Origin of the sequence: Pseudoalteromonas denitrificans DSM 6059 (assembly GCF_900112265.1) — a bacterium.
Taxonomy (GTDB): domain Bacteria; phylum Pseudomonadota; class Gammaproteobacteria; order Enterobacterales; family Alteromonadaceae; genus Pseudoalteromonas; species Pseudoalteromonas denitrificans.
In genome coordinates this window covers 19,330-33,831 of record NZ_FOLO01000002.1, presented here as the reverse complement: position 1 = coordinate 33,831, position 14,502 = coordinate 19,330, and the positions used below count along the sequence as shown (strand labels likewise).

Here is a 14,502-nt window from a genome sequence, read left to right as displayed (position 1 = left end):
GCAAGTGAATTTATTGTAAGTCGCATATCAACTATATTGACCTAAAGTAGCTGCTATTTTATTTTACAAAATCAAAGATAAAACATATCAAAACAGTCATCTTGATTAATATTCTGCCGTTAACATTTTTCTTATTAACAACAAGCATTCAATATTGCGGACATTAATAAAAGGATTATTAATAACCCTTTTATTAATAATCCTTTTATTCTGATTAGGTTTTATCACAACTAGAATAACTCAATACAATAAATGAATAGAGGTGTATTCACCTCTATTCATTTTTATTTAAGGCTCTAAAGCAATATTATTTGATTTATTTATCGCCTTTTTCACAAACAAAGTAATGCATATAATAAGAATGAGTATGAATGCCAACATGCCTATTAATAAAAAGAGTACTTCGTAACCATAGGCTTGCACAACAGGCTCTGTCACAATTGAACTAATAAACTGCCCAATAAAGAAACATGTTGTAATCCCCCCGATTACCTTGCCACGCATGGGCAAAGGTGTAAAAGAAAATAACCAAATAAATAAATTAGGCCTTATTAAGCCAAGCCCAATACCCGTTACTAACAAAGCAGATAAAATGGTTTCCATAACATTACTTTGACTCAAACCTAATAAACCAAAACTAATAAGTAACCAACCAAATGCATGTAATGTAAATATAGAAAAGTACCGACTAATCACACCATAACCAAGTGAAACTAATGACATTGTTAACATTAAAAATGCTAATGCAAAACCCGTTTCCATTGAATTACCTAAGTTTAAACTGGTTAGCATAAAAGGTAAGTGTAATACGATTGAGTATAATACTAATATCTCTAAGACAGCCAAACCATAACAAGAAAACAATTTGTTTTTATCAAATATTAAAGCTTGCTCGTTTTTTTGTGTTTTTCCTGCTTGGCTCTGTTTTTTCGGGTCATATAAAAAAGCCATTACACCAGGTAAAATAACTAACGAAAATAAATAAATAAAGAAGACATAGGTCCAATTTTGCTGTGCTAACATGCCTGACATAGATAAAAAAGCAACACCACCAAAACCACCAAAAGCAGCTTGAAGTCCCATATATTGACCAAGCTTAGGTCCTTTAAAATATTCACCAGCTAAAATAGTACAAGAGACCATAATACCTGCCACAGCAACGCCTAATCCTATTCGACTCATCAGTATTACAACAAGTGAGTCTTGAAATAGGTATCCTGAAAAACCGGTCAGTGCATAAAAAATTAATGCACCAACTAATACAGATTTATTATTTATTTTATCTAATAAAACACCCATAAATGGTGCACATATCGCGATAACTAAACCCGGTATAGTAAGCGACATTTTAACCCAAAACTCAGCCTGTGCAGTCTGTGCAAATGCCGCTTCCATACCAGGTAAAGCCGGCGCTAAAGTCGCACCAGCCATTACAGTCATCGTACTTGCGAGTAATAAAAATAAAGTACATAAACGCTGATACTTTAACTTTTCAGCAGTCATGATGGTCCTCCGATCCTTGCTCTGGCAGATACAACTGCTTTTTCATAATCAGCAAATAACTCAGCTTCATCAAAACGTGTACTACGGCCATTTTTAACTAACCACTCACCTGCAACCATAACGCTATTAACATCATGACTTGAACCTGTGACTAAATAAGTTCTTAATGGATGATTACCAAGTTTATATCGATAATCATCTGCATTAACTAAAACAAGATCAGCTTGCTTGCCAATTTCGATAGAACCTATTTTATCGTGCCAACCTAAAGCTTTGGCACCAAATAAAGAGCCCGTTTTTAAAGCAAGTGTTGGTGGACACGCTGTATTACAGTTCTGCGCTTCATTATGACCTAGATGAGCACCTCGCATCGCTTCACACATACCACCAATAAAAGAGATATCACCATCTGTACTGGTTGAAACCCATACACCATCTTTTAAAAAACGCCCTAATTGCCCGGTTTCACTCACGGTTCTTTCTCCCAACATGCCGTAGTGAGCGGGTGAATGACAAATGTTTACCCCGGTTGCAATCAACCTTTGATATTCAGCTTCAGATGCATACGCTGTATGCACAGCCAATAACCTATCAGTCAGTAGCCCCATATCATCGAACCTTTGTATGGGTGACTTACCAAATACCGCTTCCACTGCTGCACGTTCATTTTTTAAAGGTGCTAAATGTGTTGCATAAGGCACATTGAATTTATGTGCTATTTCAGCAAGTGACAATAACTGCGCATCTGAACTACCAAAAGCCCCCATAACTGAAGGCATAGCCCCTACTAATCCAGAACTATGTTCATGCCAGTTTTCAATTAAAGCGACCCAATCGTTCGTTTGTTCTTGCGTATCAGCGATTGTTTTATAGTTACCAGTACCATCAGGTAACATAATATCAGATCCCCAACGACTCACCCGTAAACGCATTCCTAACTCAATAGCAGCAGTTGCCATAGCATCTGCTTTATTAGCAGAACCAACATCACCTAAAGCCGTAGTGCCAGACCTTAATTGAGTCCACATACTCCAACGTGCAATTGCGATACCTTCATCAAGTGTTAACTTTTGACCTACACCTGAAATAAAACCAAACATGGCGCCCAAGGCTGCAATATCTCCACCATTAGAATAAGCAGTGGGCTTAATACCAGAGTCATCAGCAGATTCATGACAAGGAGCCACAAAACTTTCATGCCAATGAGGATTGATTAAGCCTGGTAATAATAACTTTCCTTTAGCATCAACTAATTTGTCATGTTCAGGAATAGGGTCATCCGAAGACCCTATCGCAATTATTTCACTCCCTTTTATTAATACCCAGCTATCAGCAATAACGGTATTATTTGCATCAGCCGTGTATAAAAAGCCCCCTTGAACTAAAGTTGTTTGATTTGACAACGGGTTTAATTCTGAGTCATTTTCAAATTTGATGTCAGTTGTATTTTTATGTTGTTCCAAAGTATTTGATTGGCTCAGAGTTGAATTACTCAACTCTGAATCTTTTGCACCAATACTTAACATCACCTTTTCAAGCCAGCTAGGCGTTAAACAAGCGCAGCTCATGCTGGTACTGCTTCAGGGTTATTTTCAAATAAACCTTGTGCTTTCATTGCACTCAAAGATGCCTGAATCGCAGTGATCGTTGTATTGATATCATCTAACGTATGTGCACCTGAAATAAAGTTAACTTCTCGTCTAAGTAATACACCACGTTTAGCCATTTCAGCTAAGAAAGGTTCTGCCAGCTTTACATGTTCTAATGGATTTTTTGCAAATAAAAACATTGGAATTGCATCGTAACCAACAACTTCTAAAGGGGTTTCTAACCTTGAAGATATCGCATTAACTTCAGCTTTAAGTATTGCGCCTAAACGTGCAATACGGTCAATATAGTCTGTATTTTGATATTCTTTTAATACAGCATCGCACACCTCAAGTGATAACATTTCGCCACCAAAAGTTGTAGATACTTGCAATGCTTCCATTTGCGACATTAACTTATCAGAACCAACAACAGCAGAAAGCGGCATACCTGCAGCAATACCTTTTGACAGCGTAACCAGATCAGCCTTCACACCAAAATATTCTTGTGCGCCTCCCAAAGCTAAACGAAACCCAGTAACAACTTCATCTAAAATCAGTAAAACCCCCGTTTCATCACATGCTTGTCGCACTAGCTTTAAAAATTCAGATGTGAGTGTTCTATTATATGGTACAGACAGTAATACGGCCGCAAGTTGATCTTTTTTTGAATCAATAAGCTCTAATATTTTAGGCTCATCCATAGGTGTAAAAAGTGGCATTCTATGGGTATAATTTTCAATGTTTTTTGGTACACCTGGAGTATCAAACATATATTGATCATGCCAACCGTTATACCCTATCGTGACAATTTCTTCCTTTTTAGTTAAATACCTTGCTAACCTAATTGCTGCAGAGTTTGCATCAGCCCCCGTTTTAAAAAATCGGGCTTTTTCAGCACCTGGGATCATATCAACTAACGTTTTTGCCGTTTTAATTTCCACTGGTGTTGGTAAAGAATGTATCAATCCTTTTTTAAGGTTATTTTGAATTGCATTTACAACTACGGGATGGTTATGGCCTAAGGTATTTGCAGCCAAACCACAAATAAAGTCTATATACTCATTGCCATCAACATCTGTGACATGACTGCCTTGGCCTTCTTCGATATATACAGGAAATTGACCTTGTGCAAACTGCTCTGGTTTTTTCATCATAGTTTGGGTAAATCCCGCAATATATTTTGAACCTTCTTTTTCTAATAATTGTGACTGAGTTATATTTAATTCGTTAGGGTTATTCATCTTTTGAGTTCTCCAAATAATTTCATTTAATTTTTTATGACTTAATGGCCTAAAGTGGCTCCACCGTCTACGAGTAAATTTTCCATTGTGATATGGCGTGCTTGATGTGATAACAAAAATAAAACAACATCTGCGATGTCGTCAGATGACGCAATACGTTTTAGTGGGATCCCAAGTTTATAGTCACTTAAATTGCCAGATATTGTTTTTTCAAGGCCTGTATCATCTTGCCAAAGTTGCCTTTGCATAGGTGTGTCTGTTGAACCTGGCGCAACTAAATTGCAACGAATACCATCTTGCGCCAGCTCTAATGCCAATCCTTTAATCATTGCCGTTAAAGCAGCTTTTGATGCACAATAGCTGCCCATATTTAATCTACTTGTACTTGCGGCATTTGAACCTATAGCCACAATGGCACCATTTCTTCTTTGTTTCATATAATGAGCAACAGCTTGACATAAGAAAAAAGGGCCATGGCAATTCACATCAAAAGTATCTAACCAATCCCTTTCATTATGCTCAAGTAAAGAACCCATGCGTAGAATGCCAGCGACACTGACAAGATAATCAATCGGTCCTAAATTTAGCTCTATTTGATTTACTAAACCTTTAATATTTTCTGATTTAGTAATATCCAAATGAATACGAGAAATACCATCATTATCGGCTTCAAAAGTAATTTCTTTCTCAACAGAAAAAGCGATATCAAAAGCAAGGACGTGAGCACCTTTCATTGCAAGTTGTTTTGCAACAGCTAAACCTATGCCCTGATGCGCCCCAGTCACTATGACTCTTTTATTTTTAAATTCAGAATATGCCATTAATACACCTGATCCATGATTGTATGGCGTTCTTCGTGATAGGTTTCTTCATCTTGGCCTCTGCGCCAATAAGGCACAGCATATAAATTCTTTTTAGTCAGTTGATAATCAACTCTAAGCTTATCTCGACAAGCAATAACAGAGGCATTTTCACCCGCAATAAAAGCAGAGATGCTTTTAACACCGATATCAGGAGCAACATTGTTAATCGCTTCAATTAATGCATTTTTTTTACGAGAAACATCTCTTAGAATCCAATGGATATTGATGCCACTAGGATGTGCAATAAAATGTTTATCAACTAAGTTATCGACTTCAATAAATACATGGCCAGAGGCTTTACTATCTAAGGTTTCTAAAATAGCGCTTATTGCAGGCACAGCGGTTAAGTCTCCAGCTAAAATATGCCAATCAGCTGGGGCTAATAAAGGATCTGGTCCACCAGGACCTGCAACACCAATAAAGTCACCTTCATTTGCATTGACAGCCCAGCCCGATGCAGGGCTTGATTTACCATGAGCAACAAAATCGATATCAAGTTCATTCGTATCAGGATGATATTTTCGAACACTATAGGCACGAGTAATAGGCCTGTTTTTTGGCCATTCTATGCCAGCAGCAGTTAATCTAGGTAAAGACGGTTTAGTCTCCCCTTCTCTGGGAATAAACAACTTAATGTGAGATCCATTTTTATTAATGGGAAAACCTTTTAATGCCTCTCCTGTTAATGTGACCCTCAGTAAATTTGGACTAATATAGTGTTTTCGAACCAAGCATAATAATCTTGGAGGTACACGTTTTGGTGCTTCACTCATTAGCAAGCCTCCAGTTGTAATTGTGCTGTTTGGCTTTGCTTATCTTGTTTTAAAAAGTCAGCAGAAACTTTTTTAAAGTCATATTCAGGGGGGGAAATAAGTTTATGTTTTAAGGCATACTCTAAATAAAGACAAAACGTAGACCTATCAATTTTAGGTAAGCTTATTGCTAATTTTTCCGCTTTCTCTAAGAATTTGTCGTTAATACACTGAGTGATATGAATGTTATTTTCACCTTGAGTATCTGCTTGCATTTGTTCAAAAAAGCTTAAAATCGTATGGTCTTGATCTGAACCATTCTCTTTGATTTCTTTACACCAAGTATTTAAATCTATGAGACTAAAATCAAATGAAAGCAACTTCAGCCAAGCAAATATTTCAGCCACTTTAACTTTATGTTTTGGAGTAAGGTTAAATACCCCTTCACCAGGAAATTGCATGCCGTGGGTGACCATAAATTGAGCAACAAAATCAACTGGAGTCCAAGGCTCTTGCACTTGAATATCAGGCAAGACTTTATTATTTAGACCCGCTCTAATAATGCTCCAAACCAAATCTTTACTATTGATATAACCACTATTTAAGTCACCCGTTACCCGTGCCAATCGATAAATATTAACGGGGTAACCTTGTTTATGTGCCGCTTCAACTAAAGATTCAGAAACCCACTTAGACTGTTGATAACCGTCTTTTAAAGCATCATGTATAGGAACATAAGTTTCAGCTAAACGCTCATCACTTGCCTGTGCAACTGCGATTGTTGAAACATGATTAAATGGAATACCTTTTACACTCGCTAAATGAAGTAAATGTGCTGTAGGCAATACATTGGCTTCTCTTAAACTTTGATAGTCTCGCATGACACTTGTTTGAGCTGCATTATGAAAGACACAATCAACTAAATTGGCTAATTGTAAAAAGGCTTTTTCATCGAACCCTAAGAATGGATCGGCTAAATCTAGACATAATGCCGTTATACGCTTTGTATCAAACCCTTTTAAACCTTGGGCCAAAAATGCTTTTTCTAAACGTTTTAAACCTTGAATTTCATTATCTGCGCGTACAATGCATTTTATTTGAGCATTGGAAGTATCAAGAAGTTGCTTTAACAACTGAGCACCAACAAACCCTGTCGCCCCAGTTAATAAAACGACCTCAATATCGGATGAACTAGGATTGATATTTTTACTTATATTTTGAGAAAAGTGCGAAATATCTTGCTGCATCAAGTTAAAAGTATTTTCTTTATCGCTACTGTGCTGAGTTTCATTTGATTCTAAAACCTGAGATAAATCTCTTAGCCTAGGATAAGAAAAAATCAGTGATACCGGAATTTCACGTTTAAATAGGTTACTCAGTCGATTAGCAACTTGAATGCTTTGTAGTGATTGCCCACCGATAATAAAAAAATCATCATCAGCAGAGATATTGTCAATACCGAGTACAGCCTGCCAAATTCCTGCAACAGACTTTTCGAATTCAGTTAAAACATTTTTAAAATCTTTTAACTGTATGCGCTCTTTTTCATATAGGCTGAGGGCTTTACGATCAATTTTACCCGCTGCATTTTTTGGCAAGTGCTCATGTAAAATAACGCGACTTGGTAACATAGGTAAAGGCAATATACCTGTAAGTGATTGACGTAATTTGGCCTCATTCCAAACATCATTTTTTGTAACTAAATGCGCAATTAAATAAACTTGCTCCACTGACTGCTCAGAAGAAACAGTCACAACCACATCTTCTATGCCTTCTAAGTTTAAAATGGCATTTTCAACTTCTCCAAGCTCAATGCGATACCCACTAATTTTAATTTGTGAGTCGATTCGCCCTAAAAACTCAAGATTGTCGCAAGTATGTAGCTTTACTCTATCTCCCGTACGATATGCTCGTACTTTCGTTTTTGTATCCCTTGGCAAGCTAATTTGAACAAAACATTCAGCCGTTTTATCAGGTAACCCTAAGTAACCTTTACTTAAACCTGCCCCCAATAATATAAGCTCGCCAGACTCTCCTTTTGGCAATACATTCAAATCACTATCAACAACAGCAACTTGTCTCCCTCGTAGGGGCTTACCAATAAAAAGAGATGAAACCTCTTGTGATAAATCAGTAAAAGTTGCAACAACCGTCGCTTCACTTGGTCCATAAGTATTTAATAATTTAACTTGTGTGCCAAAATTTTTACGCCACTGCTCAACCCTTTGAACTTGAACAGCTTCGCCACCTATGATGATCGTTTTAATGGCTTTATAAAGGCTTAAAGATTGCTCTTGAGTCGCTAAAGCAATTTCATGCCAATATGCGGTAGGTAAGTCTAATATACTAATATTCCAGCGTTCACATTGCTTTAAAAAAGCGGCAGGGGAATTTAACATTTCATCATTTCTAAGAACAAGCTGCGCACCCACAGATAGACTAATAAAGATTTCTTCTATACAGGCATCAAAATGCAAAGGCGCAAATTGTAAGACCGTATCTGAGCTATCTATTTCATAATCTAATGCCCCAGCTAAGGTAAATTCATTTAAAGCTGAGTAACCAATAACAACGCCTTTAGGTATACCCGTTGAGCCCGATGTATAAATAAGGTAAGCATCTTGCTGCTCTTTATTTTCATCAACAAGCCAAAGATGTGCGACATCTACATTCATGTGGGATAATTCTAATGCTGGCGTATCTATGCAAAAGTATTCAGCTGTGGCTTGCCTTAATTCACCATCAATGGATGGATACAAAACGACCAAACTAGGTTTAGCATCTTTTAAAATAAGCAAATTACGCTTTAATGGTGCATCAGGGTCTATTACAACAAACCTATGCCCTAATAATAGTGTTGCAAGCATCATAGTTATTGCCTGCTCACTTCTAGGAATAACCAAAGCAATAGTTTGATTTTTAGGTAAACCTAAGTCCCAAATATTTGCAGCGATTGTACTGACGATATCAATGAGCTCACAGTAGCTCAACTTATGTGCGTCTTGCCTTATTGCTATCGATGCAGGGGCCAATTTAGCACTTCGATAAATGCGCGCGATCACACAATTATATGCAAAACTGTTTGTGGGGAGTGCTTCAGAACTAAAATAAGACAGATGATTAATATCAACTGTTAAGTTATGATTTAATTCAATATTAACTTCATTGATAAGATCAATTAAATGAGATGATAAAGTATCTATCTGTTTTTGATTGTAGTTATTAGGATTGGCATACAAATCAAATTTTAAACTGCCGTCTATTTGTTTGATAAAGGTAAATGCAAGGTCGTCAACAGGTCCTGCACTTAATGTATGCACATCTACTTCACAGGAGTGAAGATATAATTGACGCTCAAAGGGAATAATATTGACGACTGGACCAAATAACTTTTTATTTTGTGTATTTCTTGCTAATACCTGTTTTAAATCTTCATATCGCGCCCTAAAGTGTCGGCGACCTATTTTAATTTGGCTACTCACTTGGTCAAGTAATTGCGACAATGTTTTAGCCTGTGAAAACGTTAAAGAAACAGGCACTATATTCATCTGCATACAAGGTACATTAGCCGATTTAGACCCCATTCTGGATGCGACTGGCATGCCAATTACGGTGTCTTGAATTCCTGTATATTGATGGATTAAACTTGCTGATAACGTGAGTAAAACATCAGTCCAACTCGTTTTATGTGCTTTTCCTATATCATTAAGTTTTTGAAAAGTACTTAATGAAATGTGAGCAGTAGATTTTATATGTGTTTCGTTTATATCTGATGGGGTGCTACAAATTGATCGCACATTTTTTATATTTTGATAAAAATTAATCCAGTAATTTTGATCTAATTCAAAGTATTTTGATTGACGATATTGGATATCTTCAGTCAATACTTGGTTATAATCTCCAAATGATAAATCAGATAGAAACCCCGTATTCATAACCGCTTTATACTGAGTTAAAACGGTATCTGCTAATAGTGAAAAACTATAACCATCACTTGCGATATGATGGATGCATAAATTCCACATATAATGGTCTTCAGCAAGTTTAATTAAAATATGGCGATAATTTTTACCTGACTGAATATCTAATGCGTTTTTTAAATCACCTTTTAAAAACTGAACAGCTGTTTCATATGGTGCCAATTCTTTTGAGAGGTCGACAAAAATCAGATTATTATTTTTAACAACGTGTTCAGATGCCCTCTTTTGTATTGGCTCACCACTTTCTAATACAAATGCCATATTCAATGCAGATGTATTTTGCAAAACAAAAGTTGCAGCTTGAATAAATGCAGTTTGGTTAAATTCACCTTTAAACTCTAAATATTCAGCAGCATTATACATTGCACTTTGAGGTTTTATGGCTTGTCCTAACCAAATACCGAGTTGTGCAGATGTTAAAGCCTGATGTATTAAAGCTTTATGTTTCATGCCAAAGCATCCTCTACAACAGGCGCACGATTGAGGTCCGCAGCAATTGTTTTCCACCATTCATTTAAAGTTACTGTCTGAACAAGTTCATTAAATGTGATGTTACAGCCTTCTCTTCGCCATTTTTCTAGTAACGACATTGCACGAATTGAATCTAACCCCAAATAAGTTAAATTTTCATCTTCTTCAACTTCATCAATAGAAATAAGTAAAATATCGGCAATATCTTGCTTTATAGAATCAAAAGTCAACTTATGAGCGCGCTTAGCGTTTTTCTTTATTTTCAATTCATCTAAAGCAAGTTCAAGGGGTTTTATATTGCCACAGCGACCAGAAACATATTTCAAAGTAAACTTGTGATCTTCTAAGGTAAAATCAGCAAAAGCATCTGCTATCACAAAAGGTTTAACATCTAACATAAATGCGTCAAGCGAAGTGGCTAAAATACCAATATGTCCATAAATACCGCAAATAATGAGCTGGTCTTTATCATTTTCACGCATATAATCTAATAAGGGCGTACGTTTAAAGGCACTGTAACGCCACTTAGTATATTGGATGTCATCCTCTTGTGGCGCTAAGTCTTCAATAATTTGAGTATAAGTATCATCTAACCCTGTACCCCAAAAATCGGTTAAAAGTGCTCTATCTTTTGGATTCTGATCGGCTGGTTGTGCAGTATAAACAACAGGAACACCATTGTTTTTTGCTTCCTTTTTTAACGCTTGAATATTTTTAATGACATCTGAAATAGGTGATGTATCTGTTTGATAAAAATTTACAAAATACTGCTGCATGTCGTGAACCAATAAAACGGCACGATTTGGGTCTATCTGCCAATCTGTTTTATTTTCAGGAAAATCTGCATTTTTTGGCAATGCATAGTTTGGTATTTTTGGAATAGACATTTTATTACCCTTTTTCAGCAATTGAAGATTGGCTCAGTTGAGCTGATAATTTATTTAATTTTTCACTAATTTGTATACGTAAGGCTTTTTTATCTACTTTGCCAAATTTAGTTTTTGGAAAAGATTTTACGATTTCAAAACGATCAGGATATTTAAATTGTGCAAGTTGTTTAGAGCGTAAAAATTTATTTAAATCAATTGATTTAAGTGGTGAGCATAACTGTGTTTTTGCAATCACAAAGGCACAAATTCGCTCTCCTAAATATTCATCTGGCATTGCAACAACCGCTGCATCAAAAACGCTTGAATGAGAAAGTAGATAGTTTTCCAATTCTTCGGCTGCTACTTTTTCTCCCCCTTTATTGATTTGATCTTTCGCACGGCCTTCAACAATTAAATATCCATTTTCATTTTCACGCACAAGATCCCCTGTGCGATAAAAACCATCAGAAGTAAACGCTTTTAAATTGTGTTCAGCAGCTTTGTAATAACCCCTAATGGTATAAGGACCCCGTGTTAATAAATGTCCTATTTCCCCCTGTAAAACTAAATTATCATCGTCATCCAAAATTTTAATTTCATCAAATTCAGAAATAGGCCGACCTTGCGTTGATAAGATTGTTTCAACGTCATCATTAAGTCGCGTATAGTTTACTAAGCCCTCAGCCATGCCAAACACTTGCTGTAAAGTACAGCCTAAAATAGGTTCTACACGTTTAGCAGCCTCAAAACTAAACTTAGCGCCACCAACCTGAAGTACTTGTAAACTTGATATATCAGGACAATTTTTTTCATTTTTACGCGTCTCAAAAGCACTTAACCAAGTAATTGCAAGAGGAGGAACTAACGCTGAAATAGTCACTTTATATTGCTCAATTAAACTAAAAGCATTATCGGGTGCACCTGAATTACTGAGCACTAAAGTCCCACCAGCAGCAAAGACGCCTAATGCACCAGGTGAACTCATAGGGAAATTATGACAAACAGGTAAAACAGCCAGGTAAACTGAATTTTGATTAATATTACAAATTTTGTTACTTCCAATAACACTATATAAATAATCATAGTGAGTACGAGGTATCAATTTAGGAACACCAGTCGTCCCCCCTGATAATTGAAAAAGTGCAATATTTGAAGGAACTACTTTAACTTTATTGAGTAATTCTAAATCATCAGTCTGGCTTTTTAATTCATGGTTTAAACTTATGAAGTTTTCATTGAAATCAAATGTATAACCAAATTTAATTAACTTATTATCTATTAGCTGATTCAGAACAGAATCATTAACCTGCTCATTAAGTTGTGCTGAACCTATATAAGCTTTAGCTTGTGTAAATTCACAAAAATATGAAATTTCGCCATACCTATGCGTCGGTAAAGCCATTATTGGGCTGGCACCAATTTTAAATAACGCAAAAAGCAATTCAAAAAGTGCACAACAGTTAGGCAAGTGAACAACCACTTTATCTCCTTGCCCTAAACCCATTTTTAAAAAAGTCGAGGCTAGAAGATCAGAGTTACGCTCTAATTCTTGATAAGTCCACCCTATATGATCGTCAATTATTGCCAGTTTATTTTTGTTTAAATGCGGTTTAAGTAGCTCACCTAAGATACTTTCTTGCCAGAGCTTTGCAGATTTATAACGTGCAACAAAATTACTTGGCCAAGGCGTATATTCAAGGCTTGTCTCACGTAAATTATTCAATGTCTTGGCCCTTAACATCAATTCCAAGCGCATTTAACATGGTATTAAATTTAGCACCGGTTTCTGCAAGCTCTTTTTCCGGAATAGACCCTTCAACTATGCCGGCTCCGGCATAAAGAGTCGCTTTATTATTTTCGATCTCTGCACAGCGTATTGTTACAACCCATTCCCCATCTCCAGATAAATCACACCAGCCCACCATGCCTGTAAATAGTTTTCTGTCATATGTTTCTATTTCATCAATTGCAGTTATAGCTGCTTTGGTAGGGAATCCTCCTATGGCAGGCGTTGGATGCATTGCCATTGCAACGTCTAATGAAGTGATATTAGAAGACTTAAGCTCTCCCTCAATTTTGGTTGATAGATGCCACATCGTTTCAGTTGCAATTAAAGAAGGTTCTTTCGGAATATTTATACTTTTACAAAGGGGTTTAAGTGCTTGTGCAATAGATTTGATAACTAAAGCATGCTCATATCTATCTTTTTTAGAGTTCATAAGCTGATCTGTAATTAATTTATCGGCTTTAATATCTCCTTGTTTTGGCTCAGAGCCAGCCAAAGGGTTAGCGATTATTTTATTGCCTATTTTTTTAATTAATAACTCAGGACTGGCACCTAATAAGGTTTTTTTACAAAGTTTATGTTCATGTTGGTTTGCAGGCACAGCAAAGGTATAACCATTTGCATTGCCATTTTTAAGCCTTTTTAATACAGAAGCAATATCAACATCATGCTCACTATCAAGCTGCAAAGTACGAGATAAGACTACTTTATCAAGCTCTTTTCGTGAAAAGCGCTCTAACGCATTAAACACAGCACCTACAAATTCATTTGACGAAGGAACGGTTTTGATAGAAACTTTACCAATATCAGTAGCTTGATATGTTGAAGCCACGGTATGATTAAACGCACTAGTTTCTTTTTCAAAGCTAAATCCTGTACTCAACCTCAAAGCAGAAGGTTTTGAAGTATCAAAAGGAATGGCACCAATGACAATTGGATCTGAATGACCGAGTTCAGTTGCAAAACGTAAAGATTCAACAACCTGTTGGCTTAAATTTTTGATGCCTACATCAAGTAAATTTGCAAAAGGTGGATGCGCTAAAATAGCATTTGTTGGCGACGAAAAATAAGCACTTTCACCTGTAACATATTGATTTATTAATGAAGAATCATTTTTTTTAATATCAGAACTACTTAAAGTACATTCAGCCATGATGCCTAGCCTCAATTTTTCAACCTAACAAAATTAGTTTTAGTTGAATGGATTATCGGAGCGGAAGACTTTAAATGATTCTCATTTCAATATCAATAATGAGATCTATTCGTATTAGTGTTTTTATTAGAGGTAATATTCTAGAAAAGTATAAAAATAGATTAAATACAAAGGATTAAAATTTTAAATTCAAAGTGAAAATATTTATTTTTTTTAGTAAAAAAGTTGATTTGGATACTAAAACTTAAAGAGAACAGTATTAAAAATGAACTTTAAGGGTTTTAAACTTTAGATA

At 36.0% G+C, this 14,502-nt stretch carries 9 protein-coding genes; all 9 read right to left on the bottom strand.

From position 1 onward, the window contains the following. Positions 1–288 precede the first annotated feature (288 nt). From BM088_RS01605 to BM088_RS01565, 9 genes are read right to left on the bottom strand one after another with little or no spacing between them, the layout of a single operon-like run. Positions 289–1,503: an MFS transporter gene (locus BM088_RS01605; protein WP_091979208.1), complete on the bottom strand. Its 1,215-nt coding sequence runs from the start codon at positions 1,501–1,503 to the stop codon at positions 289–291. After that, complete coding sequence (locus BM088_RS01600) at positions 1,500–3,071, bottom strand: amidohydrolase family protein (RefSeq protein ID WP_245763729.1); 1,572 nt, start codon at positions 3,069–3,071, stop codon at positions 1,500–1,502. Before BM088_RS01600 ends, BM088_RS01605 begins: the two co-directional genes overlap by 4 nt. Next, entirely contained in the window at positions 3,068–4,333 is a 1,266-nt protein-coding gene (locus BM088_RS01595) for an aminotransferase class III-fold pyridoxal phosphate-dependent enzyme (RefSeq protein ID WP_091979206.1), read from the bottom strand. Before BM088_RS01595 ends, BM088_RS01600 begins: the two co-directional genes overlap by 4 nt. A gap of 41 nt (positions 4,334–4,374) precedes the next feature. Further along, on the bottom strand, positions 4,375–5,154 hold the full coding sequence (dhbA, locus tag BM088_RS01590; protein WP_091979203.1) for a 2,3-dihydro-2,3-dihydroxybenzoate dehydrogenase: 780 nt from the start codon (positions 5,152–5,154) through the stop codon (positions 4,375–4,377). Continuing rightward, positions 5,154–5,969 (bottom strand): siderophore-interacting protein, encoded by an 816-nt coding sequence (locus tag BM088_RS01585; RefSeq protein ID WP_091979201.1) that lies wholly within the window; start codon positions 5,967–5,969, stop codon positions 5,154–5,156. Before BM088_RS01585 ends, dhbA begins: the two co-directional genes overlap by 1 nt. Then, entirely contained in the window at positions 5,969–10,378 is a 4,410-nt protein-coding gene (locus tag BM088_RS01580) for a non-ribosomal peptide synthetase (RefSeq protein ID WP_177207917.1), read from the bottom strand. The genes BM088_RS01585 and BM088_RS01580 overlap by 1 nt, the downstream gene beginning before the upstream one ends. Further along, positions 10,375–11,286: an isochorismatase gene (locus BM088_RS01575; RefSeq protein ID WP_091979196.1), complete on the bottom strand. Its 912-nt coding sequence runs from the start codon at positions 11,284–11,286 to the stop codon at positions 10,375–10,377. The genes BM088_RS01580 and BM088_RS01575 overlap by 4 nt, the downstream gene beginning before the upstream one ends. A 4-nt stretch (positions 11,287–11,290) precedes the next feature. Then, positions 11,291–12,991: a (2,3-dihydroxybenzoyl)adenylate synthase gene (locus BM088_RS01570; RefSeq protein WP_245763728.1), complete on the bottom strand. Its 1,701-nt coding sequence runs from the start codon at positions 12,989–12,991 to the stop codon at positions 11,291–11,293. Continuing rightward, on the bottom strand, positions 12,984–14,207 hold the full coding sequence (locus BM088_RS01565; RefSeq protein WP_091979191.1) for an isochorismate synthase: 1,224 nt from the start codon (positions 14,205–14,207) through the stop codon (positions 12,984–12,986). Before BM088_RS01565 ends, BM088_RS01570 begins: the two co-directional genes overlap by 8 nt. Positions 14,208–14,502 lie beyond the last annotated feature (295 nt).

What these genes read in the sequence shown, in the direction of transcription:
- dhbA (WP_091979203.1), bottom strand. Translation starts at nt 5,154, where the DNA reads ATGGCATATTCTGAATTTAAAAATAAAAGAGTCATAGTGACTGGGGCG.
- BM088_RS01600 (WP_245763729.1), bottom strand. Translation starts at nt 3,071, where the DNA reads ATGAGCTGCGCTTGTTTAACGCCTAGCTGGCTTGAAAAGGTGATGTTA.
- BM088_RS01575 (WP_091979196.1), bottom strand. Translation starts at nt 11,286, where the DNA reads ATGTCTATTCCAAAAATACCAAACTATGCATTGCCAAAAAATGCAGAT.
- BM088_RS01585 (WP_091979201.1), bottom strand. Translation starts at nt 5,969, where the DNA reads ATGAGTGAAGCACCAAAACGTGTACCTCCAAGATTATTATGCTTGGTT.
- BM088_RS01605 (WP_091979208.1), bottom strand. Translation starts at nt 1,503, where the DNA reads ATGACTGCTGAAAAGTTAAAGTATCAGCGTTTATGTACTTTATTTTTA.
- BM088_RS01580 (WP_177207917.1), bottom strand. Translation starts at nt 10,378, where the DNA reads ATGAAACATAAAGCTTTAATACATCAGGCTTTAACATCTGCACAACTC.
- BM088_RS01595 (WP_091979206.1), bottom strand. Translation starts at nt 4,333, where the DNA reads ATGAATAACCCTAACGAATTAAATATAACTCAGTCACAATTATTAGAA.
- BM088_RS01565 (WP_091979191.1), bottom strand. Translation starts at nt 14,207, where the DNA reads ATGGCTGAATGTACTTTAAGTAGTTCTGATATTAAAAAAAATGATTCT.